This is a genomic window from Klebsiella sp. KPN54798 (genome assembly GCF_021184225.1).
GTDB classification, from domain to species: domain Bacteria; phylum Pseudomonadota; class Gammaproteobacteria; order Enterobacterales; family Enterobacteriaceae; genus Klebsiella; species Klebsiella pneumoniae.
Genome location: NZ_CP089234.1, coordinates 5,019,358 through 5,044,724 on the forward strand (window position 1 = coordinate 5,019,358; position 25,367 = coordinate 5,044,724).

General features: G+C 58.1%; 20 protein-coding genes and 1 pseudogene. 10 read left to right on the forward strand and 11 right to left on the reverse strand.

The genetic code is table 11. From position 1 onward, the window contains the following. Positions 1–60 precede the first annotated feature (60 nt). On the reverse strand, positions 61–2,346 hold the full coding sequence (locus LPQ25_RS24125) for an ATP-binding protein (protein ID WP_012737177.1): 2,286 nt from the start codon (positions 2,344–2,346) through the stop codon (positions 61–63). Positions 2,347–2,525: 179 nt separating this feature from the next. Here LPQ25_RS24125 and LPQ25_RS24130 point away from each other — a divergent pair, with 179 nt between their 5' ends. The 4 genes from LPQ25_RS24130 (at position 2,526) to LPQ25_RS24145 (ending at position 7,095) form a co-directional block, all read left to right on the forward strand. Continuing rightward, a complete protein-coding gene (locus LPQ25_RS24130) occupies positions 2,526–4,046 on the forward strand; it encodes a sugar ABC transporter ATP-binding protein (RefSeq protein WP_012737176.1) in 1,521 nt (506 codons plus the stop codon). After that, on the forward strand, positions 4,043–5,041 hold the full coding sequence (locus LPQ25_RS24135; RefSeq protein ID WP_012737175.1) for an ABC transporter permease subunit: 999 nt from the start codon (positions 4,043–4,045) through the stop codon (positions 5,039–5,041). Before LPQ25_RS24130 ends, LPQ25_RS24135 begins: the two co-directional genes overlap by 4 nt. Positions 5,042–5,071: 30 nt before the next feature. Beyond that, positions 5,072–6,013: an ABC transporter substrate-binding protein gene (locus LPQ25_RS24140; RefSeq protein WP_002885156.1), complete on the forward strand. Its 942-nt coding sequence runs from the start codon at positions 5,072–5,074 to the stop codon at positions 6,011–6,013. Positions 6,014–6,087: 74 nt separating this feature from the next. Next, positions 6,088–7,095, forward strand: a complete 1,008-nt coding sequence (locus tag LPQ25_RS24145) for a carbohydrate kinase family protein (RefSeq protein ID WP_012737174.1) — start codon at positions 6,088–6,090, stop codon at positions 7,093–7,095. A gap of 41 nt (positions 7,096–7,136) precedes the next feature. Here LPQ25_RS24145 and LPQ25_RS24150 read toward each other — a convergent pair whose 3' ends face one another. After that, positions 7,137–7,865 (reverse strand): response regulator transcription factor, encoded by a 729-nt coding sequence (locus tag LPQ25_RS24150; protein WP_002885152.1) that lies wholly within the window; start codon positions 7,863–7,865, stop codon positions 7,137–7,139. Between the two features lie 272 nt (positions 7,866–8,137). Here LPQ25_RS24150 and LPQ25_RS24155 point away from each other — a divergent pair, with 272 nt between their 5' ends. Further along, positions 8,138–10,285, forward strand: a complete 2,148-nt coding sequence (locus tag LPQ25_RS24155; RefSeq protein ID WP_012737173.1) for a formate dehydrogenase H subunit alpha, selenocysteine-containing — start codon at positions 8,138–8,140, stop codon at positions 10,283–10,285. Positions 10,286–10,514: 229 nt separating this feature from the next. Next, on the forward strand, positions 10,515–11,201 hold the full coding sequence (locus tag LPQ25_RS24160) for a tetratricopeptide repeat protein (protein WP_004151733.1): 687 nt from the start codon (positions 10,515–10,517) through the stop codon (positions 11,199–11,201). A 36-nt stretch (positions 11,202–11,237) separates the two neighbouring features. Here the strand turns inward: LPQ25_RS24160 and gltP are convergent, their stop codons facing one another. Both gltP and LPQ25_RS24170 read right to left on the reverse strand, forming a co-directional pair. Further along, positions 11,238–12,551, reverse strand: coding sequence for a glutamate/aspartate:proton symporter GltP (gene gltP / locus LPQ25_RS24165; RefSeq protein ID WP_004146659.1), 1,314 nt, complete (start codon positions 12,549–12,551; stop codon positions 11,238–11,240). A 111-nt stretch (positions 12,552–12,662) separates the two neighbouring features. Next, positions 12,663–12,863: a hypothetical protein gene (locus LPQ25_RS24170; protein ID WP_087748827.1), complete on the reverse strand. Its 201-nt coding sequence runs from the start codon at positions 12,861–12,863 to the stop codon at positions 12,663–12,665. Positions 12,864–12,963: 100 nt separating this feature from the next. Between LPQ25_RS24170 and acs the strand changes: the two genes are divergently transcribed. The 3 genes from acs (at position 12,964) to actP (ending at position 17,069) form a co-directional block, all read left to right on the forward strand. Then, on the forward strand, positions 12,964–14,922 hold the full coding sequence (gene acs, locus LPQ25_RS24175; RefSeq protein ID WP_002885145.1) for an acetate--CoA ligase: 1,959 nt from the start codon (positions 12,964–12,966) through the stop codon (positions 14,920–14,922). A 183-nt stretch (positions 14,923–15,105) separates the two neighbouring features. Further along, entirely contained in the window at positions 15,106–15,417 is a 312-nt protein-coding gene (locus LPQ25_RS24180; protein ID WP_004177812.1) for a DUF485 domain-containing protein, read from the forward strand. Continuing rightward, complete coding sequence (gene actP, locus LPQ25_RS24185) at positions 15,417–17,069, forward strand: cation/acetate symporter ActP (protein ID WP_024623073.1); 1,653 nt, start codon at positions 15,417–15,419, stop codon at positions 17,067–17,069. Before LPQ25_RS24180 ends, actP begins: the two co-directional genes overlap by 1 nt. Before the next feature lie 45 nt (positions 17,070–17,114). Here actP and LPQ25_RS24190 read toward each other — a convergent pair. From LPQ25_RS24190 to LPQ25_RS24220, 7 genes and pseudogenes are all read right to left on the reverse strand, one after another. Next, positions 17,115–18,211: pseudogene (locus LPQ25_RS24190) on the reverse strand (type 1 fimbrial protein). Positions 18,212–18,230: 19 nt separating this feature from the next. Then, positions 18,231–18,782, reverse strand: coding sequence for a fimbrial protein (locus tag LPQ25_RS24195; RefSeq protein ID WP_004178295.1), 552 nt, complete (start codon positions 18,780–18,782; stop codon positions 18,231–18,233). A 35-nt stretch (positions 18,783–18,817) separates the two neighbouring features. Continuing rightward, entirely contained in the window at positions 18,818–21,397 is a 2,580-nt protein-coding gene (locus LPQ25_RS24200) for a fimbria/pilus outer membrane usher protein (protein WP_012737169.1), read from the reverse strand. After that, positions 21,351–22,040 carry a fimbrial assembly chaperone gene (locus LPQ25_RS24205; RefSeq protein ID WP_004210006.1) on the reverse strand — a complete coding sequence of 230 codons (690 nt, stop codon included), beginning with the start codon at positions 22,038–22,040 and terminating at the stop codon, positions 21,351–21,353. Before LPQ25_RS24205 ends, LPQ25_RS24200 begins: the two co-directional genes overlap by 47 nt. A 60-nt stretch (positions 22,041–22,100) precedes the next feature. Further along, entirely contained in the window at positions 22,101–22,658 is a 558-nt protein-coding gene (locus tag LPQ25_RS24210) for a fimbrial protein (protein ID WP_012737168.1), read from the reverse strand. A gap of 510 nt (positions 22,659–23,168) precedes the next feature. Beyond that, positions 23,169–23,858, reverse strand: coding sequence for an LrgB family protein (locus LPQ25_RS24215; RefSeq protein WP_002885088.1), 690 nt, complete (start codon positions 23,856–23,858; stop codon positions 23,169–23,171). After that, positions 23,855–24,262 (reverse strand): CidA/LrgA family protein, encoded by a 408-nt coding sequence (locus LPQ25_RS24220; RefSeq protein ID WP_002885086.1) that lies wholly within the window; start codon positions 24,260–24,262, stop codon positions 23,855–23,857. The genes LPQ25_RS24215 and LPQ25_RS24220 overlap by 4 nt, the downstream gene beginning before the upstream one ends. 105 nt (positions 24,263–24,367) lie before the next feature. Between LPQ25_RS24220 and LPQ25_RS24225 the strand changes: the two genes are divergently transcribed. Then, a complete protein-coding gene (locus LPQ25_RS24225; protein ID WP_002885085.1) occupies positions 24,368–25,249 on the forward strand; it encodes a LysR family transcriptional regulator in 882 nt (293 codons plus the stop codon). The last annotated feature ends 118 nt before the right edge of the window (positions 25,250–25,367 follow it).

Here is a 25,367-nt window from a genome sequence, read left to right on the forward strand (position 1 = left end):
CTCATCAGAGTCCTGCCGCTACCTTAATCATCCGCATGAAACCCGGGTAGCGGAGGAATCTCAAATCCTCGCGTACGCCGCGCTCAGCGCCTGCGCCAGCTGGGCTCGGGTAAACGGCTTACGCAGCCACTCAACCTCCGGCAGGGCCGGGTTCTGCGCTGGACGCAAATCCTGGCCGCTGATCAGTAGCACCGGCAGCGCCGGAAAGCGGCGTCGGGCGGTATGGATCACATCGGCGCCGCTCAGGGCCCCGGGCAGCATCAGATCGCTAATCAGCAGGGCAATATCCGGCGAGGCCTCCAGCAGCTGCAGCGCCTCTTCACCGCTGGCGGTTTCCAGCGTCAGCCAGCCCAGCTGATGCAGCTGTTCACATAGCGTCTGGCGGACATCCTCTTCATCTTCCAGCACCAGCGCCAGCCGCTCGCCCGCCGGGGACGGCTCGTCCACCGCTGGCGCCACCTCCTTCTCAACCTCGGTCAACGCTCGCGGCAGCTGCAGCCGCACCGTCGTCCCCTGCCCCGGCGCGCTCTCCAGCGCCACCCGGCCGCCAGACTGGCGCACAAAGCCATACACCATCGACAGCCCCAGGCCGCTGCCGCTGCCGGTGGCTTTGGTGGTGAAGAAAGGTTCAAACACCCGGGCTTTCACCGCCTGCGACATCCCGCTGCCATGATCGATCACCTCCAGGGCCACCATATCCTGCCGCTGGCCGCTGCTGCGGGTGACCCGCTGATTCCAGGTGCGTATTTTGATGACCCCGTCGCGCCCCGCCATGGCGTCGCGGGCGTTCATCACCAGATTGATCAGGGCGTTTTCCAGCTGGCCAACGTCTATCCATGCCGGCCACGCCGGCGACTGCGCCTCAATCTCCAGGCTTAAGGTCGCCGGCAGGGAGTGACGCATCAGCTCGCTGAGGTTCTCCAGTAGCGGCGCCATCGCCACCGCCTGGGGATGCAGCGCCTGCTTGCGCGAAAAGGCCAGCAGCCGCTGGGTCAGAAGCGCCCCACGCTCCGCCGCCTTCAGCGCCCTGGAGAGGCGCGGCGCATCGCGCGCATCCGGCTCCACCAGCTCAAGGCTGCCGATAATCACCGCCAGCAGGTTGTTAAAGTCATGCGCCAGACCTCCGGTCAGCTGGCCGACGGCCTTCATCTTCTGACTATGCAGCAGCGCCTCCTCCAGCTCCTGGCGCTTAATCCGATCGATCTCCATCTGGTTGGTCTTCTCTTTCAGCAGCCGGGTGGTGTGCTCCAGCGACGCCATATTGCGGGCGAAAACGTTAAAGGCCCGCGCCAGCTCCCCCAGCTCGTCGCGCCGCTGCAGGGCCGGCACCGAGACGTTCGGCTCTCCCTGAGCCAGCCGCGACATCGCCCGCGAGATGGCGGTCAGGTTCGAGCCGAGATTACGGTAGATGTACCACCCGGCGCAGCCGGTGATCGCCAGCGCCAGCAGCGCGGAAAGCAGAATAAACATACTGATGGAGCGCAGCTCCCGATGGCTCTGCGCCGCCCGCTGCTCTGAGGCTTCCGCCACCCGGGTCACGTACTGATTGATATCTTCGTTAAGCAACGCGACCAGCGCTTTGATGTGATACATGTACCAGCTGATCGTCAGGTCGCTCTCCTCCAGCTGGGCCGACAGCGGGGCCAGCGTCGCCAGTTCGCGGGTCACATCAGGGAGGACAAACGCCAGCGCGGGATCGGCGCTGCGTGTCGGCAGGGCGCCGCGCAGCTGGTCGAGTTGCAGGACGATCGACCGCGGCGTGACGGTATGGATCGCAGCCACGATCAGCCGGTCCATCTCGGCCAGCCGGCGCGGATCGATCGCCTTATCCCCGCCGCGATCGTTAAGATCGGCGAGATGGCGCAGGTTACTCTGATTCTGGTAAAGCGAACTCAGCAGCGCATTGCGCTGCAGATGGCGGCGCTGGCCGCGCTCCAGCATCTCCGCCACGCTCTGCTGCAGCGCGTTGCTGCGGCGAATAATATTGGCCACCCGCGCCTGCTCCTGCTGCGCCAGCGGGGCCGCCGCCAGCTGGGCCAGCGAGTGCTTCAGCGCCTGCTGCGTCGCCAGCAGCCGTTCCGCTTCGCTTTTGTACTCCAGCGCCCCCACCACCTGCGACAGGCGCACCGCCGCCGTGGCGACATTCGCCGTGTCCCGCGCCAGATCCATACTGCCTCGCATGTCGTTGAGAGTCTGGCGCTGCACCTGCTCCTGCAGCTGGCTGGCGTGATGAAAGCCGAACACCGCCACGCCGCTGACCAACAGGGTGACCACGACCATCAGCAGATTAAAGGAGAGCAGGCGGCCACGGGCGCTGGTGAAAAACGGGTATCGGCGAGCGGTCATAACAACTCCGGTGAAGGATCGGTCGGCAGATAAGCGTGACGGTGCAGAAAATGACGCCGCGTAACTGTGATCGCGGTTAACTATTTATCACTATGACAAATATGAATGGATTCTGACATTCTGCATTTATTTTTCGATGGTGGACTGCAGCTATTGTTCTTACAGACAGGAGCGCCGCGATGACCGCCACCCCGGTACTGGAAATGCGCCATATCGCCAAAGCTTTTGGCAAATTCTACGCGCTGAAGGGCGTCGACCTGGCGGTCTGGCCCGGCGAGATCCATGCTCTGATGGGGGAGAACGGCGCCGGAAAAAGCACGCTGATGAAGATCCTCGCCGGCGCCTATAGCGCCACCAGCGGCGAGATCCTGATCGACGGAAAACCGCAAACGATCCGCGGCCCCAAGGACGCGCTGGCCGCCGGGATCACGTTGATCTACCAGGAGATGCAGCTGGCGCCGAACCTGACCGTCGCGGAAAACATTTTCCTCGGCAGCGAGCTGGCGCGCGGTGGTCTGGTGCAGCGCAAAGCCATGCTCAGCCAGGCGCAGGCGGTGATCGACCGTCTCGGCGCCCAGTTCAAAGCCAGCGACCGGGTGATGACCCTGACCATCGCCGAACAACAGCAGGTGGAGATCGCCCGCGCCCTGCACCGTCAAAGCCGCATTCTGGTGATGGATGAACCCACCGCCGCCCTCTCCTCGCGGGAAACCCAGCGCCTGTTCGAGCTCATCCTGCGCCTGCGCGATGAGGGGATGGCGATCATCTATATCAGCCACCGCATGGCGGAAGTGTATGAGCTCTCCGACCGGGTCAGCGTCCTGCGCGATGGGCAGTATGTCGGCAGCCTGGTGCGCGACAAGCTCAACGCGCCGGAGCTGGTGCGCATGATGGTCGGTCGGCCGCTCAGCGATCTGTTCAATAAAGAACGGGACATTCCCCGCGGCCAGCCGCGCCTGCGGGTCGAGGATCTGACCGATGGCGGCAAGGTTAAGCCCAGCAGCCTGGTGGTGCATGCCGGCGAAATCGTCGGCCTCGCCGGGCTGGTCGGCGCCGGGCGTTCCGAACTGGCGCAGCTGATCTTCGGGGTGCGCAAAGCCACCGCCGGGGTGATTGAGATCGACGGCGAGCCGGTGGTGATCCACTCGCCGCGGGAAGCCATCGACCTCGGGATCGGCTTTCTGACCGAAAACCGCAAAGAACAGGGGTTGTTTCTCGAACTGGCAGCCCAGGAAAACATCACCATGGCGACGCTGGAGCGCGACGCGACCTGGGGAATGCTCAACCGCCGGAAGGCGCAAACCATCTCCGATGACGCCATCCAGTTGCTTAACATCCGCGTGCCGCACGCCCAGGTGCGCGCCGGCGGACTGTCCGGCGGCAACCAGCAGAAGCTGTTAATTTCGCGCTGGGTGGCGATTGGCCCGCGCATTCTAATCCTCGATGAACCCACCCGCGGCGTCGACGTCGGCGCGAAAAGCGAAATTTACCGCATCATGAACGACATGGCGCGCCAGGGCGTCGCCATTCTGATGATCTCCAGCGAGCTGCCCGAAGTGGTGGGCATGAGCGACCGGGTCTATGTGATGCGCGAGGGCGTTATCGCCGGCGAGCTACAGGCCGGTGATATTAGCCAGGAAAGTATCATGACGCTGGCCACCGGCGTGACCGATTCTCACCTTAAGGCAGGGCAACTATGAGCATACCGAAAGAGAACTCCGCGCCGGTCGCGAAATCCGCTTCAGCGAAAAAAATGTTGATGGGCGACCTGATGCAGACCGTCGGCATTCTGCCGATCCTCATCCTGATCGTCGCCGTTTTCGGCTTTATCGCCCCCAACTTTTTCACGGAAAGCAATCTGCTGAATATCACCCGCCAGGCCTCGATCAACATTGTGCTGGCGGCGGGAATGACCTTCATCATCCTCACCGGCGGCATTGACCTTTCCGTCGGCTCCATCCTTGGCACCACCGCAGTGGCCGCGATGGTGGTGTCGCTGATCCCGGAGTTTGCGTTGCTGTCGATTCCGGCGGCGCTGATGCTCGGCCTGCTGCTCGGCCTGTTCAACGGCGCGCTGGTCGCCTTCGCCGGGCTACCGCCGTTTATCGTCACCCTCGGCACCTACACGGCGCTGCGCGGCGCCGCCTATCTGCTGGCCGACGGCACCACGGTGATCAACTCCGATATCAGCTTCGAGTGGATCGGCAATGACTACCTCGGCCCGGTGCCGTGGCTGGTAGTCATCGCCCTGGCGGTGATCGCGGTGTGCTGGTTTATCCTGCGCCGCACCACCCTTGGGGTGCATATCTACGCGGTGGGCGGCAACATGCAGGCGGCGCGGCTGACCGGCATCAAAGTCTGGCTGGTGCTGCTGTTTGTCTATGGCATGAGCGGCCTGCTCTCCGGCCTTGGCGGGGTGATGAGCGCTTCGCGGCTGTACAGTGCCAACGGCAACCTCGGCGTCGGCTACGAGCTGGACGCCATCGCCGCGGTCATTCTCGGCGGCACCAGCTTCGTCGGCGGTATCGGCACCATCACCGGTACGCTGGTGGGGGCGCTAATTATCGCCACCCTCAATAACGGCATGACCCTGATGGGGGTCTCCTACTTCTGGCAACTGGTGATCAAAGGGGCGGTGATCATCATTGCGGTGCTGATCGACAAATACCGTACCCGACATCATCAAAGTGCATAACAACAACATCTTACCTGCGAGGAAAAGCGAATGCGTTTAAAACCGATAGTCACCGCGCTGTGTGCTGGCGCGCTGCTGGCCGCCTCCCCTTTTGCGTCGGCCAAAGAGCTGAAAGCGATTGGCGTGACGGTGGGCGACCTTGCCAACCCGTTCTTTGTGCAGATCACCAAAGGGGCGGAGCTGGAGGCCCGCAAACTGGCGGGGGATAACGTCAAAGTGACGCTGGTCTCCAGCGGCTACGATCTGGGCCAGCAGGTGGCGCAGATCGATAACTTTATCGCCGCCAAAGTCGATATGATCATCCTCAACGCCGCCGATTCGAAAGGCATTGGCCCGGCGGTGAAGCGGGCCAAAGAGGCCGGGATCGTGGTGGTGGCGGTTGACGTCGCCGCCGAAGGGGCCGACGCCACCATCACCTCCGATAACACCCAGGCGGGCGAGCTGGCCTGTAAATACATTAGCGACCGCCTGAACAACAAAGGCAACGTGGTGATCATCAACGGGCCGCCGGTCTCCGCCGTACAAAACCGCGTCGAAGGCTGCGAAACGGAGTTCAAAAAACACCCGGACATTAAAATCCTCTCCGCCAACCAGAACGCCAAAGGCAGCCGGGAAGGCGGCCTGGAGGTGATGACCTCCCTGCTGGCGGCCAATCCGAAGATTGACGGCGTGTTCGCGATCAACGATCCGACGGCGATTGGTGCCGATCTGGCAGCGAAACAGGCGCAGCGCAGCGAGTTCTTCATCGTCGGCGTCGACGGCAGCCCGGACGGCGAAGAGGCGCTGAAGCGTAAGAACTCGCTGTTCGTCGCCACCCCAGCGCAGGACCCACAGGTGATGGCGGCGAAGGCGGTGGAGATTGGCTACGACATCCTGCAGGGCAAACCGGCGCCGACCGCGCCGGTACTGATCCCGGTGACGATGATCGACAAAAATAACGTCAGCTCTTACAAAGGCTGGACCGTGAAATAAGCGCAACCAGGCGCACAATCGTTCCGCCGATTGTGCGCTACGCTTAACGAATATGACGGCGCGGAGTAGCGATCATGGAACGGAAAGGCATTATTGCCGCAGGCAACATGCTGGTCGATCATGTCCACCAGATCGGGCAGTGGCCGGAGCGCGGCTGGCTGGTGGAAATTGTCCATAGCGAACGCGCCACCGGCGGCGCGCCGCTGAATGTCCTGCTGACCCTGGCCAAAATGCACGCCGGGCTGCCGCTGCAGGCGGTCGGCCTGATTGGCGAGGATAACGATGGCGACTACATCACCGCCATGCTCGATCAGTACCATATCAATCGCCAGCTCGTACAGCGCACCAGCTCCGCCCCCACCTCGATGACCCAGGTGATGACCGACGCCGAAGGCCAGCGCACTTTCTTTCACTCTCCCGGCGCCAACCGCCTGCTTGATCTCCCGGCTTTTGAGCCGCTGGATGCGCCGCTGAAAATTTTCCATCTCGGCTATCTGCTGCTGCTCGAAAGCCTCGATCGCCCCGATGAAGTGTACGGCACCCGCAGCGCGCGACTGCTGGCGCAGATGCGCGAGCGAGGCTATGAGGTGTCCCTCGATCTGGTGTCGCGCAAGGGCGACCCGCGCTACCGGCCGCTGGTCCTGCCGGCGCTGAAGCATCTTGACTACCTGGCCATCAATGAACTGGAAGCCAGCGAGTTTAGCGGGCTGGAGATTCGTCTACCCAACGGCGAGCCGCACGTCGCCAATATCGCCCGCGCCGCCAGCGCATTGCTTGACGCCGGCGTACGCCAGCGGGTAGTGATCCATTGTCCGGAGGGGGCATGGGGCGTCTCCCGTACCGAAGCCGGGCGCTGGGTACCGTCATGGCGGCTGCCGCCGGAGGAGATTATCGGCAGCGTCGGCGCGGGGGACGCCTTCTGCGCCGGCCTGCTGTACGGCAGCCACGAACGCTGGCCGTTAACCGCCAGTCTGCAGCTGGCTCACGCCTGCGCCCGCGCCAGCCTGCAGGCCGCCAATGCGATCGACGGCGCCAAAACGCTCCCTGAGCTGCAGGCGTTTATACAATTGCAGAATGGTTAGATACTCCAGCGCCGGGCGGGCCGGTTAGACAGCTTCCCGCCCTACGCCGCCTTCTCGCTGTGGGTCACGTCGGCGGAAAAGACATAGCCCAGACCGCGCAGGGTTTTAATCAACGTCGGCTGATGCGGGTTGAGCTCAATTTTGCGCCGCAGGCGCATGATCAGCACATCGATGGTCCGGTCGAATACCTCGGTGCTTTCATTATGAGTCAGCGCCAGCAGCTGTTCGCGATTCAATACCCGGCGCGCGTTCTGCGCCAGCGCCAGCAGCAGGCCATATTCTCCCTGGGTCAGCGGGATCGCCTGCTGCTGCGGGTTATACAGTTCACAGCGCGTGGTATCCAGCCGCCAGCCGTTAAACGTCAGGCCAGCACCGGCGCCCGACGCCTCGCCGGCCAGCGCCCCGCTGCGTCGCAGTACCGCTTTCACCCGGGCGACCACCACCCGCGAGCTGAACGGTTTGGCGATGTAATCATCGGCGCCCATCTCCAGGCCCACCACCACATCAGACTCACTGCCCAGACCGGAGAGCATCACCACCGGCAGCTCAGGCCGCGTGCGCTGCAGCTGCTGGAGCACCTGCAGGCCATGGGTATCCGGCAGGATCATATCCAGTAAGACCAGCGCGATATCCGCCCGCTGCGCCACCGTCGTCAGCGCGTCGTTGCCGGTCTGGCTGACAAGCACTTCAAACGCGTGCGCGCCGAGCACATCGCTGAGCAGCTCGCCCATTGCCCTGTCATCATCCACCACTAAAATGACTGGTTTCATTTTTGCCTCTGCCCGCCGGGAATTAGTGTCAGTCTGATCGATTCTGCAAGCCTGCGCCGACAAATTCCTCTCCCGGTGACATTTTTTCAAGCGCCGTCACATCTCCAGGGTATCGACACGTCAAATCTGTCGACAGGCTGTTTTTCGTCAGCATTCCGCCCAAAAAACCCGCGTATCATCAAGGAATACCCACAATGAAAATATGGCATAGAAGATGCATAGTGACGGCGCGATAGCGCAAACGCGCCCATTGAATAACTGGAGCAAGACCGATGAAAAAAGTCGTCACGGTTTGCCCATATTGCGCATCAGGTTGCAAAATCAACCTGGTGGTCGATAACGGCAAAATCGTTCGGGCTGAAGCGGCGCAGGGGAAAACCAACCAGGGAACCCTGTGCCTGAAGGGCTATTATGGCTGGGACTTCATTAACGATACCCAGATCCTAACGCCGCGCCTGAAAACCCCCATGATCCGCCGTCAACGCGGCGGCAAGCTGGAAGCCGTCTCCTGGGACGAGGCGCTGGATTACGTCGCCACCCGCCTCAGCGCCATTAAAGCCAAATATGGCCCGGATGCGATCCAAACCACCGGCTCCTCCCGCGGCACCGGTAATGAAACCAACTATGTGATGCAAAAATTCGCGCGCGCCGTTATTGGTACCAATAACGTCGACTGCTGCGCTCGCGTCTGACACGGCCCTTCGGTTGCAGGTCTGCACCAGTCGGTCGGTAACGGCGCCATGAGTAATGCCATCACGGAGATTGATAACACCGATCTGGTGTTTATCTTCGGTTACAACCCGGCGGATTCCCACCCTATCGTGGCGAATCACGTCATTAACGCTAAACGCAACGGGGCGAAAATTATCGTCTGCGACCCGCGCAAAATTGAAACCGCGCGCATCGCCGATATGCACATTGCGCTGAAGAACGGCTCGAACATCGCGCTGCTCAACGCCATTGGCCACGTGATTATTGAAGAGGATCTGTACGATAAATCCTTCGTCGCCAGCCGTTCCGAAGGCTTCGAGGAGTATCGCAAAATCGTTGAAGGCTATACGCCGGAGTCGGTGGAGGAGATCACCGGGGTCAGCGCCCAGGAGATCCGCGCCTGCGCCCGGATGTATGCCAGCGCCAAATCCGCCGCCATCCTGTGGGGCATGGGCGTCACCCAGTTCTACCAGGGCGTGGAGACGGTGCGGTCGCTGACCAGCCTCGCGATCCTCACCGGCAACCTCGGCAAGCCGAGCGTCGGCGTCAACCCGGTACGCGGCCAGAACAACGTTCAGGGCGCCTGCGATATGGGTGCGCTACCGGATACCTATCCGGGCTATCAGTACGTCAAGTTCCCGGAGAACCGCGAGAAATTCGCCAAAGCCTGGGGCGTGGAAAGCCTGCCTGCGCATACCGGTTATCGCATCAGCGAATTGCCGCACCGCGCGGCGCACGGTGAAGTGCGGGCGGCGTACATTATGGGTGAGGATCCGCTGCAGACCGACGCCGAACTCTCGGCGGTCCGCAAAGCGTTCGACGATCTGGAACTGGTTATCGTCCAGGACATTTTCATGACCAAAACCGCCTCCGCGGCCGACGTCATCCTGCCGTCCACCTCGTGGGGCGAGCACGAAGGCGTGTATACCGCAGCGGACCGCGGCTTCCAGCGCTTCTTTAAAGCGGTGGAGCCGAAGTGGGACCTGAAAACCGACTGGCAGATCATCAGCGAAATCGCCACCCGGATGGGCTATCCGATGCATTACAATAACACCCAGGAGATCTGGGACGAGTTGCGGCATCTGTGCCCGGACTTCTACGGCGCCACCTACGAGAAAATGGGTGAGCTCGGCTATGTCATGTGGCCGTGCCGCGATGAGTCCGACGCCGATCAGGGAACGTCGTATCTGTTTAAAGAGAAGTTCGATACCCCGAACGGACTGGCGCAGTTCTTCACCTGCGACTGGGTCGCGCCGATCGATAAGCTTACCGATGAGTACCCGATGGTATTGTCGACGGTGCGCGAGGTCGGCCATTACTCGTGCCGTTCAATGACCGGTAACTGCGCGGCGCTGGCGGCGCTGGCGGATGAACCAGGCTATGCGCAAATCAACACCGCCGACGCCGAACGGCTAGGCATCGAAGATGAAGAGCTGGTATGGGTCAATTCGCGTAAGGGGCGCATCATCACCCGCGCGCAGGTCAGCGATCGGCCGAATAAAGGCGCGGTGTACATGACCTACCAGTGGTGGATCGGCGCCTGTAACGAACTGGTCTCAGAGAACCTGAGTCCGATAACCAAAACGCCGGAGTACAAGTACTGCGCGGTCAACGTTGAGCGGATTGCCGATCAGCGCGCCGCGGAACAGTACGTGATCGACGAGTACAACAAGCTGAAATCCCGCCTGCGCGAAAGCGCGATGGGTTAAGGTTCGGCGGTCTGACCCGGCTCGCGCGATGCGTAGGCCGGGTCAGGCGCAGCCGCCACCCGGCACATAAACGGCTCCGTGTCCACAGTCTGTCGCCCGGCGGCGCTGCGCTGGCGCGGGCCTACGGTCAGGTAACGCAAATCGGCCCTACCTACCGATACCCGCCATTTTCTTCTTTTTCGCCTCCCTTTATACTGCGCGCTATGTTCCTTACTGATAATAAATACAAATGAAATACCTCTTTTTATTTCTACTGGTTTTCACCAGCGGCGCAGCGGTGGCCACCGAACCTGGCAGTCAGTATCAACAGCAGGCCGAAGCCGGCGATCGACGCGCGCAATATTACCTTGCCGATACCTGGGTCAGCTCCGGCGATTATCAAAAAGCCGAATACTGGGCGCAGAAGGCGGCCGCCCAGGGCGATGGCGATGCGCTGGCGCTGCTGGCGCAGCTCAAAATCCGTAACCCCCAACAGGCGGACTATCCGCAGGCCCGCCAGCTGGCGGAAAAAGCCGTCGAGGCCGGCAGTAAATCCGGAGAGATCGTCCTCGCGCGGGTGCTGGTCAACCGTCAGGCTGGCGCCACCGACGTAGCGCACGCCATCACGCTGCTGCAGGATGCTGCCCGGGATAGCGAAAGCGATGCGGCGGTAGATGCCCAGATGCTGCTGGGGCTGATCTACGCCAGCGGCGTACACGGCCCGGAGGATGATGTGAAAGCAAGTGAATACTTTAAAGGCAGTTCATCACTTTCCCGCACCGGCTATGCCGAATACTGGGCCGGGATGATGTTCCAGCAGGGAGAGAAAGGCTTTATCGAACCGAATAAGCAGAAGGCGCTGCACTGGCTCAACGTCAGTTGCCTGGAGGGGTTTGATACCGGCTGCGAAGAGTTTGACCGGATTAGTAAAGGATAAGAAAAAGCCCGGCGCTATCGCGCCGGGCTTTGTGTTTTATTGGGCGGTTTTATCAAACTTGCCCAGCACTTCGCGTTCATACGCCAGCGCTTTTTTGCGGTCGAACTTATGCTCCCACTTGGCGATAACCAGCACCGCCAGCGCATTACCCACCACGTTCAGCGCGGTACGCGCCATGTCGAGGATACGGTCGACGCCGGCAATAAAGGCAAGCCCTTCCAGCGGGATCCCGACGCTACCCAGGGTGGCCAGCAGCACCACGAAAGAGACGCCCGGCACGCCGGCGATCCCTTTCGAGGTCACCATCAGGGTCAGCACCAAGGTAATCTCCTGCCAGATAGAGAGGTCAATACCGTACAGCTGGGCGATAAAGATCGCCGCGATGCTCTGATACAGCGTTGAACCATCGAGGTTGAAGGAGTAACCGGTCGGCACCACAAAGCTGGTGATCGACGCCGGTGCGCCGTAGGCTTCCATCTTCTCAATAATGCGCGGCAGTACGCTCTCCGAACTGGCGGTAGAATAAGCCAGAATCAGCTCATCTTTCAGGATGCGGATCAGGATCCAGATGCTCAAACCACACAGGCGCGCGACAATCCCCAGCACCACCAGCGCGAAGAACAGGATCGCAAAGTAAACCAGCAACACTAGCTTGGCCAGCGGCCACAGCGAGGCGAAACCGAAGGTGGCGACGGTTACCGAAATCAGGGCGAATACCCCGACCGGCGCATAGCGCATCACCATATGGGTGACTTTAAACATGGTCTCGGAGATAGAGCGGAAGACCGTCACCAGCGGCTCACGGTGGGTCGCCGGCAGCGAGGAGAGCCCCAGGCCAAACAGCACCGAGAAGAAGATAATCGGCAGCATATCGCCTTTCGCCATCGATGCCACGATATTGGTCGGCACCAGCGACAGGATGGTGCCCATCAGGCCGTGCGCATGGCTCTGCACTTCGGCGGTGGTGTTCTGATATTTCGAAATATCAACTGCCGCCAGCTGCGACATATCAATGCCCGTCCCCGGCTGGAAGACGTTGGCCAGGGTGATACCCAGCACAATCGCCACCGTGGTGATCACTTCGAAATAGATAATGGTTTTGGCACCGATCCGCCCTAACTGTTTGGCGTCACCCACGCCGGCAATCCCGACCACCAGGGTCGAAATGACAATCGGGACCACGATCATTTTAATCAGATGGATAAAGATATCGCCCGCCGGCGTCAGCAAATTGCTAATTAACCAATCGCGACTTTCAGCGTGGTAATGCAGATAACTGCCCAGAAGGATACCCAGCACCAGGGCTAGCAAAATTTGCCAGGCCAGACTGACTTTTTTTGTTTTCTTCACTACTGACTTCCTCAATGAAAGGCACCATTCCTTTTCGTCATGGTACCCACTGCAGGGGGTATGAATTGTGTTGCGTTGCTTTGTGGGGTTATTTAACGCGCAATATCAGTATCATTTGCACGGCATGCTGCGCAAGCCTTTAAGAACAGGGCTTTCCTCTGCTTTTATGCATAAAGCAGCGAATTTCCCCCAGTTATATTGCATAAGCATTTGTAATAAAAAAATTTTCACAGCTTCCGTTTCTATAAATTCATTTGCGTAATTATTTCGCTTCAAAGTTTCATTTGATGAAATTTCACCCAGTTTAATCATTGCGTGATCTGCCCCCCAATTAACAAACAAAGCTGTCAAAACCCCTACTCTTAACGTTTGTTTGACATATATTTAACAAGTTCAAAGGAGAAAAAAAGCCATGAGCCAAATTCACAAACACCCTATTCCCGCTAATATTGCGGAACGTTGCCTGATTAACCCGGATCAGTACAAGGCGCAGTACCAACAATCCATAACCGACCCTGATACATTTTGGGGCGAGCAGGGCAAGATCCTTGACTGGATGCGGCCCTATACCCGTGTAAAGAACACCTCCTTCGCACCGGGTAATATTTCCATCAAATGGTATGAAGATGGCACCCTGAACCTCGCCGCTAACTGTCTCGACCGCCACCTCGCCGAACGCGGCGATCAAACCGCCATCATCTGGGAAGGCGACGACGCCAGCCAAAGCAAGCACATCACCTACCGTGAACTGCATGCAGACGTGTGCCGTTTCGCCAATGTGTTGCTCGACCTCGGGATTAAAAAAGGCGACGTGGTTGCTATCTATATGCCGATGGTGCCGGAAGCCGCGGTGGCGATGCTGGCCTGCGCCCGCATCGGGGCAATCCACTCGGTCATTTTCGGCGGCTTCTCGCCGGAGGCGGTGGCCGGACGCATTATCGACTCCAGCTCACGCCTGGTGATCACCGCTGACGAAGGGCTGCGCGCCGGTCGCGCCATCCCGCTGAAGAAAAACGTCGATGACGCGCTGAAAAACCCGAACGTGAAAAGCATTGAGCACGTGGTGGTCCTGAAACGCACCGGCGGCAATATCGACTGGCAGGAAGGCCGCGATCTGTGGTGGAGCGACCTGATTGCGAACGCCAGCGCCGAACACCGGCCCGTCGAAATGAACGCCGAAGATCCGCTGTTCATCCTCTATACCTCCGGCTCCACCGGTAAACCGAAAGGGGTGCTGCACACCACCGGCGGCTATCTGGTCTATGCGGCCACCACCTTTAAATACGTTTTCGACTACCATCCGGGCGATATTTATTGGTGCACCGCCGACGTGGGCTGGGTCACCGGCCATAGCTATCTGCTGTACGGCCCACTGGCCTGCGGCGCCACCACCCTGATGTTCGAAGGGGTGCCGAACTGGCCTACGCCGGCGCGCATGTGCCAGGTCGTCGATAAGCATAAGGTCAGCATTCTCTATACCGCCCCGACGGCTATTCGCGCCCTGATGGCGGAAGGCGACAAAGCTATCGAAGGCACAGACCGCTCCTCGCTGCGCATTCTTGGCTCGGTCGGCGAACCGATTAACCCGGAAGCCTGGGAGTGGTACTGGAAGAAGATCGGTAACGAGAAGTGCCCGGTGATGGACACCTGGTGGCAGACCGAAACCGGCGGCTTTATGATCACTCCGCTGCCGGGCGCGATTGAGCTGAAGGCCGGCTCCGCGACGCGTCCGTTCTTCGGCGTCCAGCCGGTGCTGGTGGATAACGAAGGCCTGCCGCTGGATGGCGCCACCGAGGGCAACCTCGCCATCGCCGACTCCTGGCCCGGCCAGGCGCGTACCCTGTTCGGCGACCATGAGCGCTTTGAGCAAACCTACTTCTCCACCTTCAAAAATATGTACTTTAGCGGCGACGGCGCGCGTCGTGATGAAGATGGCTATTACTGGATCACCGGCCGGGTCGATGACGTCCTGAACGTCTCCGGACACCGTCTGGGGACCGCCGAGATCGAATCGGCGCTGGTCTCGCACCCAAAAATCGCCGAAGCGGCGGTGGTGGGGATCCCGCATAACATCAAAGGTCAGGCCATCTATGCCTACGTGACGCTCAATCACGGCGAAGAACCGACGCCGGAGTTGTATGCCGAAGTGCGTAACTGGGTACGCAAAGAGATCGGTCCGCTGGCGACGCCGGATGTGCTGCACTGGACCGATTCGCTGCCGAAAACCCGCTCGGGCAAAATCATGCGCCGCATTCTGCGTAAGATTGCCGCAGGCGACACCAGCAACCTCGGCGATACCTCGACCCTCGCCGATCCTGGCGTCGTGGAAAAACTGCTCGAAGAGAAGCAGGCCATTACCATGCCATCGTAAGTAAGGACCGATTCCCTACACCCTCTCCCCTTCCGGGGAGAGGATAAAAATAAGTCCCTCCCCCAGGATTTCACTCGCAGGAACGCCGTCAGCAAAACCTGTCCCGGCTCCGTCGCCGGAGGGGTTGCTGTCGCCAGCGTCCGCCGAGTGGATGACGAAAGGGAGACCTCTGGAGACGCTAAGATGAATGAACAACTTTGTCAGCGGATAGAAAATAGTGCGCATTTCAGGGAGTTAGTTGCATCACGGCAACGGTTTGCCGCCATTCTGTCAGTGATTATGTTAGTGATCTACGTGGGCTTTATTTTGCTTATCGCCTTTGCACCCGGCTGGCTCGGCACCCCGCTGCACGCCGGAACCAGCGTCACCCGCGGGATCCCGCTCGGCATTGGCGTGATCGTCATTTCGTTTATCCTGACCGGTATTTATGTCTGGCGAGCTAACGGTGAATTCGACCGTTTGACCAAAAGCGTTCTCAACGAGGTAAAAGCATGATCAAGAGAGTCCTGACGGCGCTCGCCGCCACGCTGCTGCCCCTCGGCGCTCACGCCGCAGACGCTATTACCGGCGCGGTACAGCGCCAGCCGACCAACTGGCAGGCGATTGTCATGTTCCTGATTTTCGTTGCCCTGACGCTGTACATCACCTACTGGGCCTCAAAACGGGTGCGTTCGCGCAGCGATTACTACACCGCCGGCGGCAATATTACCGGCTTCCAGAACGGGCTGGCGATTGCCGGCGACTTTATGTCAGCGGCGTCGTTCCTCGGTATCTCCGCGCTGGTGTATACCTCCGGCTACGATGGGCTGATCTACTCGCTGGGCTTTCTCGTCGGCTGGCCGATTATCCTGTTTCTAATTGCTGAACGTCTGCGCAATCTTGGCCGCTATACTTTTGCCGATGTCGCCTCTTACCGCCTGAAGCAGGGGCCGATCCGCACCCTCTCCGCCTGCGGTTCGCTGGTGGTGGTGGCCCTGTATCTGATTGCCCAGATGGTGGGCGCCGGCAAGCTGATCCAGCTGCTGTTCGGCCTTAATTACCATGTCGCCGTAGTGCTGGTTGGCGTGCTGATGGTGCTCTATGTCCTGTTCGGCGGCATGCTGGCGACCACCTGGGTGCAGATTATTAAAGCGGTTCTGCTGCTGTGCGGCGCCAGTTTTATGGCCTTTATGGTCATGAAGCACGTCGGCTTCAGCTTCAATAACCTGTTTACCGAGGCGATGGCGGTCCACCCGAAAGGGGCGGCGATTATGAGTCCCGGCGGACTGGTGAAAGATCCGATATCCGCGCTCTCTCTGGGTCTGGGTCTGATGTTCGGTACCGCTGGCCTGCCGCATATTCTGATGCGCTTCTTTACCGTGAGCGACGCCAAAGAAGCACGTAAAAGCGTCTTCTACGCCACCGGTTTTATGGGCTATTTCTATATCCTGACCTTTATCATCGGCTTCGGCGCCATCATGCTGGTCGGCGCGAACCCGGCGTTTAAAGACGCGGCCGGACAGCTTATCGGCGGCAATAACATGGCGGCGGTGCACCTGGCGGATGCGGTTGGCGGCAACCTGTTCCTCGGGTTTATCTCTGCGGTAGCCTTCGCCACTATCCTGGCGGTGGTGGCGGGCCTGACCCTCGCCGGCGCGTCAGCGGTGTCGCACGACCTGTACGCCAACGTCTTCCGCAAGGGCGCGACCGAGCGTCAGGAGCTGAAGGTCTCCAAGATCACCGTACTGATCCTTGGGGTGGTGGCCATTCTGCTGGGTATTCTGTTTGAAAATCAGAACATTGCTTTCATGGTCGGCCTGGCCTTCTCCATCGCCGCCAGCTGTAACTTCCCGATTATTCTGCTGTCGATGTACTGGTCGAAGCTGACCACCCGCGGCGCGATGGTCGGCGGCTGGCTGGGCCTGCTGACTGCGGTCATTCTGATGATCCTCGGTCCTACCATTTGGGTGCAGATCCTCGGCCATGAGAAAGCGCTGTTCCCGTATGAATATCCGGCGCTGTTCTCCATTGCCATCGCGTTCATTGGCATCTGGGTCTTCTCCGCCACCGATAACTCACCGGAAGGGATGCGCGAGCGCGAGCAGTTCCGCGCCCAGTTTATCCGTTCACAAACCGGGATCGGTATCGAACGCGGCCAGGCGCATTAATCGTCTTCTCCCTTCCCCGGCATCGTTCGGGAAGGGATTCTCCCCTCAGTTATAAGTAAAGGTGATCACCCCGGTGGCGTTGGCTGTCCCCGCGGTCACCGCGCTCCCCGTCCTGTAATAGTTAGTGGATAAGGCGAGCGTCTGCATGGCCGCTGCGCCGCTGGGCTGTCGGGATTGGTGAAATAGCTGTAGCTGGCGTCCGCGCCGCTGTTGGTCACCGTCGTGCGGCTCGAAGTATAGAGGCTGATATCGGTATTTAACGGCAGCGCTTCGCCATCCATATTCAACTGAACCCCCACCCCGGTGGCGACATTCTCCCCTGCCGTTAAGGCCATCACCGTGTTGCCAGGGTTATCCCCACTCGCTTGCGCCGCCGCCACTCGCATTGAGACGTTGGTCCCCGGTTCGCAGGAGAGAGTCAAAGACTGGCGTGCTGACCCCACTTTCGTCGCCGTGTTAAACTCGCTGGCATTGATGCTGCCCATGGAAAAACTGAGATTATTGCTACTAACGATGCATCCCATCGGGATCATCTGGATGCTGGTGGTGCCGCTAATGTGCAGCCGGGAAATGGAGATTGTCCCGCCATTATCTTTTGCCGATACCGTGGCCACCGGATCGCTGAACGATAATTGACTGTTGCTGGCAATAGCGCCGCCGGTGGCCACCAGCTGCAGCTGATATGCCGGGGTGTAATGGGTCGAGGCATAATAATCAAACAGACCGGTAGGCTTACCGAGGTAATAGTTCACATCCCCGATATAATGTACCTGCGAGTCGGGGCTGAAATCATCAGTATCACCTTCATATTCACCGCTGATATTGAGCCACACCTTGACGCGGAGGCCAATCCCCTGCACCGAGGTGGCATAGATATTATCCCCTATCAGCGCCCCGGCATTGTTCGAGGACCAGGCAAATACCGCATAGACGTTGCCCTGACAGTTGGTAAATGCTGTTTGCGCGCGGGTAATTTTTCCCGAGTCATACAGCACGGTGCCGGCGGTATAGCTCCCGGCGTTGACCAGGATCTTTTCCGGCAGGTTGGTCATTGAGACATCGCCAGAGTTAGTTCCGCTGCAGGTCGCCCAGCTATAGAGGGGGCACAGTACCAGCATGCATAAGAAGATCAGTTTTTTCATACTCATCCCTGTCGAAATATTATTTGTAGACCACATCAAACGTGGCGGTAAACCCGACGATGCCGGGGTTCGCCTGGCCATAGGGCGAATACATACGTGCCACCATATTAAAGGTATGGATATCCGCATCGTCCCCAAAGGTATAGAGATACTGGTCGCCGGGGCCAAGGGGCTGCTGGTCGGTCATGCTCTGCAGCTGCAAACCGACGCCGCTGGCACCGCTGCTGCCAGTCTGGAAGTTTTTATAGATTGAAGCGTGGGTGCTATCGAAGCTGGTGCCGCTAAACGCGATGGTCACCGCCGACGCATCGGCGGAACAGCTGGAAAAGACCAGCTTAACCGGCACGCTGGCGCCGCTCGCCCCGGCATGTCCGGAGAACGTCTGCGAGGAGACGGTGCCTAAATCGATACTGTTCGACGGCTCCACGGCCACCTCACAGGAAGGCGCTTCGATGGTGCCCGTGACGTTAAAATTGACCGTGCTGCTGCCCTCATAAGCCAGCGCCGGAAGGGAGAGCAGCAAAAGGCTGGCCACCAGGAGGCCCCTTGTGCTGCCGTCTCGCATATTCATATCAGCCCCTCTTCCATGTTGAAAACCTGCATCCATTACCGACATGCGGCCTGATAGAACAGAATATCGTCGCCAAGGGCCATGCCGGAGAAGTCATAATGAACGGTGCACTGCTCACTGCTTTTCTCCCCCCAGCGCGCTAACAGCTGGCCTTTTTTCTGCAGCCCCGTCAGATACACCTGCCCCTCATCGCCAACGATATTGCTGCGCGACGCGCTACCGTGATCATTATCGAGGGTCACCAGCGCGCCGAAAGGCACCACGCCATTGCGGGTACGCAGAGTGAGCATCGCCTTATAGCCAATTCGCGTGTCGTACTTCACTTTGACGATCGCATTGCGCGTCGGAACCACCGTTCTGGCGACGTTATCCACTTCAGCGCCAGGTATTTCCTGTTCATCCAGCGCCAGGCTGTTACGATGGTACGGACGGACGTAAGGCACCACCGCATATCCGGCGGCATCCGTCGTCACGTTTGTCTGACCGCGCACTGTCACATCGCTGACGCCAGGCGTTTCGACCAGCGCAGAACTCTCGCCCAGAAAGCGTGATAGCGTGAGTCCGCCCGCATGGGCGACCATGCCCCCGCGCAGCGAATAGTTGTAGTGATTGCTGTAGCGGTCGTAGCCATAGCCGCCAGCCACATCCCCTTTCGAACCCTGGTAGTTGACGCTGAGGTTACCGGAGGTGCTTTTATCCTGCGTGTTGTACCCTTCCAGTACGCTCCAGTTCAGGGAACGATCCTCGAACGCCGAGCCGTTGAGCCCCACGCTGTGCGTGGTGTCGTTATGCCGACCATGGTTCATGGTGTAATTTGCCGAGAGCGTCTCGCCAAGCGGAATACTTAACGTCAGGGAGACGACCGTATCGCTGGCCGGCCGGTTATTGTCGCTGTCATCGCTGCTTTGCACATTGCGGTTATAGGAATAGTTAATAAAGTAGGAGGCCTTGCCAATCGACCCGCTATAACCCACGCCCACCGATTCCATACGCGAACTGTCCCAGTAGGTCTCATTGACCAACGAAAGCGAGAGCGAACCATAGCCAAACAGCGTCTGCGACAGCGATGCGTCAAACCGGCCTTTCGTTCTGCCGCTCTGCGTACAGCAGTCGCGCTGTGTGGAAGAGTTATCGACAAAGTCCTGAAACGAATAATATCCCGAGGTGGAGTAGCGATAACCAGCCACGGAAAAGCTGGTGCCCGTCTGCAGAAAGCTTTTACTGAAGCGGACGCGATACGATTGCCCTTGCTCTTTACTGGTTGACGAGGCCGTATCGCTGGTTTTCACGTCGGCCCACGACTGAGAGCCATCAAACGACAGCGCACCGATAGTACCGAGGTTAAAGCCAGCGCCTAACAACAGGTTGGTATATTTATCTTCCGCCTGCTGGAAACCAGTATAAAGAGTGATGTTGCTGGTGGCGCCATAGGCCAGGGAAGACTGAATAAAGTTATATTCTTTATCGTCGGAGCTGCCCGATCGCGTCCTGCCGCTGCTCAGCGCATAGTCCAGCTGGCCCTCACGTTGCAGGATCGCCAGCGACGCGAAAGGCACCACAAAGTTTTGCTCGCTGCCGTCAGACTCTTTAATGTTGACGTACAGGTCGCCGGCGCTGCCGGTGGCGTACAGATCGTTAATTTCAAAGGCGCCGGGAGCGACGGTGGTTTTATAAATGCTGTAACCATTCTGATAAACCGAGACCTCCGCGGTGGTGCGCGCGATCCCTCGAATCGTCGGCGCAAAGCCATGCAGGCTATCCGGCAGCATCTCTTTGTCCGAACTGAGCTGCAGACCGGTAAAACTCAAACTGTCGAAAATGCCGGAAGAGGTATACGTATTACCGACCACCAGCTGGCTGCGTAGGGTGTGAATATCGCGGGCAAGATAGGAGTAAACCGACTCCCAGCGGCTGTTGTTATCGCTGTGGCTATAGGTGCTGTAGTTGCGCAGGCGCCATGGTCCCAGATTCAGCCCTGGCTGCAGGCTGACGAACTGACTGTCGATAGTGGCGCCGTTATGCCGCGGCGCATTACGCTGCCCGGTGACGCTATAGTTGAGAAGACCGGCGTTGATCCCCTGTTGCCACTGGCTCTCGGGAATATAGTCTCTGGGGCGATTCAGCATGGCGGCCTGCGGCACGGTAAAATCAATCCGCTGCTGGGCAAGAGATACCGAGAACGTCATCCCGGGGATCGCCGACAGCCGGGCGCAGGTTTCCCCTGCCTCGAACAGCTGCGGATAGGCGGTGGTATTAATCAACCATGAATTCAGATACTCTGCGGACAGACAGGGAGAAGCAGTCGCGCCTGCGTCATGGCTAATTTCCTGAAAAGTCAGCGAGTCTGAACTGACGTACTTATCGTTGATGTAAACATCCAGGTGATAGGTGCCCGGCGGTATGCCATCTTGCGAAAAATAGGATAGATCAACCGAAGCCGCAGGACTCTCAGCGACTTCGAGTAAATTTGGGTTGAAATATTCGCCGGCCTCCGCGCGAGAGGGCAGAGTACTTAGGCACAGAATAATAGCGACGCAGATACTTTTAGTTGAAAATAGCAGCTCAACGCTACTGAATGATAGCGGTATATTTCTTCCCTGACATACCATAATCATTAATCACGCTCCATGTGATCTCTTTTTTTCCTGTCGCCGACAGGCTACTCTGCACGGGTATTTTTAAGGTGGAAAACGGGGCAGCAAACCATGCGCCAGAAATATTTTTACCGTTAAGGCTAACCTGTGAGAAATTCATATACAGCGGTGAGTTATTTTTTACCGTCACCGACGTCCCCTCTTTCCCCCACTGTAATTTTTCAGCGTACGCTTCCGGTGTATTACCTTTTAACGCAGCGGGTCGATAAATCAATTTTATTTTCGAATTAATCGCAAACTGTACGACATTTTTATCAGGTACATATTCTGTTGCCGGGATCCCTTTAATATTGAGCCAAAACATCGACTCGCGATCGTCGGGTAATTTCTTTCCTGATCGAACTACGCGGACAAATCCTTTCTCCCCGGCTTTGAGACGAAACAGCGGCGGCGTAATAATAAATGCGTCTTTGGCGGGTGAGGCTGCATCAACCACCGAGAGCCAGGACTGAACGATATTGCTGTTCTGATCTTTATTCTCAACCGTTATTACAGCGTTATTTTTCGTACCATCAAAAACCAGACGCGTACCGCCAACGACCACGCTGGCCTGCGCGAAGGAAGAAGACAGCAATAAACCGATCGCAAAAAAAGGATATCTCATATGTTTAATTTAAGGGGAATAGCAGGCGATTCCCCTTTCTCCATTCAACAAGAAGCCGAATTAATGATAGGTCACGTTATAAGTCACGGTTGTCTGAACGGTACCTTTCGTCGGATCGGCATCACCCGATTTCACCATTTTTACGGTGAACGGAATGGTTGCTGCACCCGAAGAGATATCAACATCAGAACCCTCTTCGTTATTCTTCATCACATTGCCCGCTTCGTCGAAAAGGGCCACAGCGACGCCGGTTGCCGGCTCATCAGTTGCCTGGTTTTTAAAATAATCGCTGTTCGCGGTATCGGAAACACCGCCAAAAGTGACGCGGGCGATACTGTTGCCACCTTCTTCCGCGGTCGGGCAATCAGCTAAGCTAAAGGAGAAGTTCTTGGCAGCGCCGAAGGTATACGCTTTCAGATCCGCCACTGAGGTGGTGCCCATATCAATAGCCGTTACACCGCCATCAATGGTCGCCGTACAGGTGGTATCGGAAACAATACCATTAAAGGTAATGGTGTTATCAGCCTGCGCAACGGTAGACAGCGCGCTGCAGGCAGAGAAAATCAGGGCACCCGCCATAAATTTTTTACTCATCTTCATATTTATTCCCATATCCATTATAAACGACAATCAGTCCGTCAATTGCTTTATGCAGCGATATTAGAGAATGAAATTCAAGCAGCGCGGCGTCATGCATGTATTTACATGACATATGGTTTATGACAATTAATATTATTCATAAATAAACGACCAGCATTTGAATCCATTCAATAATACAAGCTCGCGTAAAAATAATAACTAGCATGAGGTAAGAACTCAATTATTAATGTAAAAATTGATTTTTTGCGACATAACATCGCAACGCATGCGTGGCCATACTCAAAACCATAAAAATCAAAGAGTTATAAAGTTATAAAATTCGCAAAGATAATTGGATATTTATATAATATTTGCCCCATAATTAAATACGGGCATGCAGAGAAACATTTAGTTACAAAGTCAACGCTGATATAAGAATTAGCTTAATCTTTTATGATGAACCGTTAAATGCATCAATAACAAAAACAGGGAATAGCCGATAGCTATTCCTCTCCTCAATATTTATTAACATTCACTCTGGCGATAATGTTAAAACAGCAGCCAGCGCACGACCGGCGCAGCCAGCACCACCACTACGCCTGACAGCATCATCACCAGGCTGGCCACCACGCCCTCCTGCTGGCCCAGCTCATACGAGCGCGCCGTTCCCGCACCATGGGAAGCCGCGCCGAACCCGGCTCCTTTCGCCATCCCCTCCCGGATAGCAAGACGTAAAAACAGCATATCTCCCACCGCCATGCCAAACACGCCGGTGATCACCACAAACAGCGCCACCAGATCGGGTTGACCGCCGAGCGGTTTCGCCGCCGCCAGCGCAAAGGGCGTGGTCACCGAGCGCACCGCCAGGCTACGCTGAATTTCATCAGACAACATAAACCCGCGCGCCAGCCATACGGAACTGGTGACAGCCACCACTACCGCCGTCACCACCCCGGCGCTGAGCGACATCCAGTGGCGTTTAATCACCGCGACATTTTCATACACCGGAACGGCAAAGGCGATGGTCGCCGGGCCCAGCAGCCACAGCAGCCAGTGGGTCTCTCCCATATAGCTCTGATAAGAGATGTGGCCTACCACCAGAATCAGCACCAGCAGGATCGGCGTGAACACCAGCGGCATCAGAGGGAGTTTATGAAAACGGCGATACAGTTTTTTGTTGGCGTAATAGAGGACCAGCGTCGCCACCAGGCACAGGATACTCAGCACGGCATCGCTCATTTTTTTAACCTGCCCACTTCGTAACGATAGACCTTGTCAACGACCCAGGCGGTGGCACCGAGCACCATCAGCGTGCTTAAGGCAATCACCAGAAAAATCCGCCAACCATCGACCATCAACAGCTGGGCGTAGTTCACCACCGCGACCACCGCCGGGACGAAAAACAGCAGCATCTCCGCCAGCAGCCAGCGGGCGCCGGCGCGCACCCAGCTTACCGGTATCACCCGGCAGACGATCAGCAGCAGGAGCATCACCATGCCGACCAGGTTAGCCGGCAGCGGTACCTGCCACCTGTTCACCAGATATTGTGCGAAGATGAATAACCCGACGTAGAGAAGTACCTGTACCGGGATCTGAAGTCGTTGCGCCACGGCGGGGGCAACGCGAGCTGGCGCGAAGGCCATGTGCGATAGTCCTGAAAAAAAGAAGTCAGGCGAGCAGTATAGAGAGCCGCCGAAGCGGACAGAAATGAATTAAAATCATCGCAGGTATAGTCTCAGGGAATAATTATGGATATCCGAACGCTGCGCTATTTCGTTGAAGTGGTTCGTCAGCAGAGTTTTACTCGCGCGGCGGAAAAGCTGTTTGTCACACAGCCCACCATCAGCAAGATGCTCAAGAATCTCGAAGATGAGCTGAACTGCACGCTGTTGATCCGCGACGGCCGCAAACTGCTGCTCACCGATACCGGGCGCGTCGTCTTTGAACGCGGCCAGGCGATCTTGGGCGAGTTCAGCCAGCTGGAGTCAGAGCTGAGCGATATCAATCACCTGCATAAAGGGGTGCTGCGGCTTGGCATTCCGCCGATGGTCGGGATGCTGATGGCCGAGCCGATCAGTCGCTTCCGCCAGCGCTATCCGGGCGTCGAGCTGAAGATCGCCGAGTTTGGCGGCCTGACGGTCCAGCAGGCGGTCAGCAATGGCGAACTTGATATGGCGATGACCGCCCTGCCTGTCGAGGAGGATAGCAGCCTCACCATTCTGCCGTTGTTCAATCACCCGCTGTGCGTCCTGACGCCAAGGACCGCGGAGTGGGAAGGTAAAACCTCGCTCTCGCCGGCCGAGCTGGCGTCGCATCCGCTGGTTATCTACAACGAGGAATTTGCCCTTAGCCAGCAGCTGATGCGGCTGTTTGCCGAGCATGACGTGAAGCCACGTATCGCAGTGCGCAGCGGCCAGTGGGATTTTCTCGCCGCCATGGTGCAGGCGGGCATTGGCGTAGCGATCCTGCCGGAACCGATTTGCCAGCGTCTCGACCGGCAGAATTTTTGCTGGATCCCGTTGCAAAGCGAGCTGCGCTGGGAGCTGGGGATGATTTGGCGGGAAGGCGTATATATGTCGCGCAGCGCTGAAGCCTGGCTGACGTGCAGCAAAGCGTTCTGGCTGGAATAATTCTCTGGTGACAACGCGTTCCGCAAGGGAAGGGGTAGCCCGGGTCAGGCGCTTGCGCCGCTGCCCGGGTTTCCCCCGGTCGCGCTAACGCTTACCGGGGCTACACATTTACTGCAGT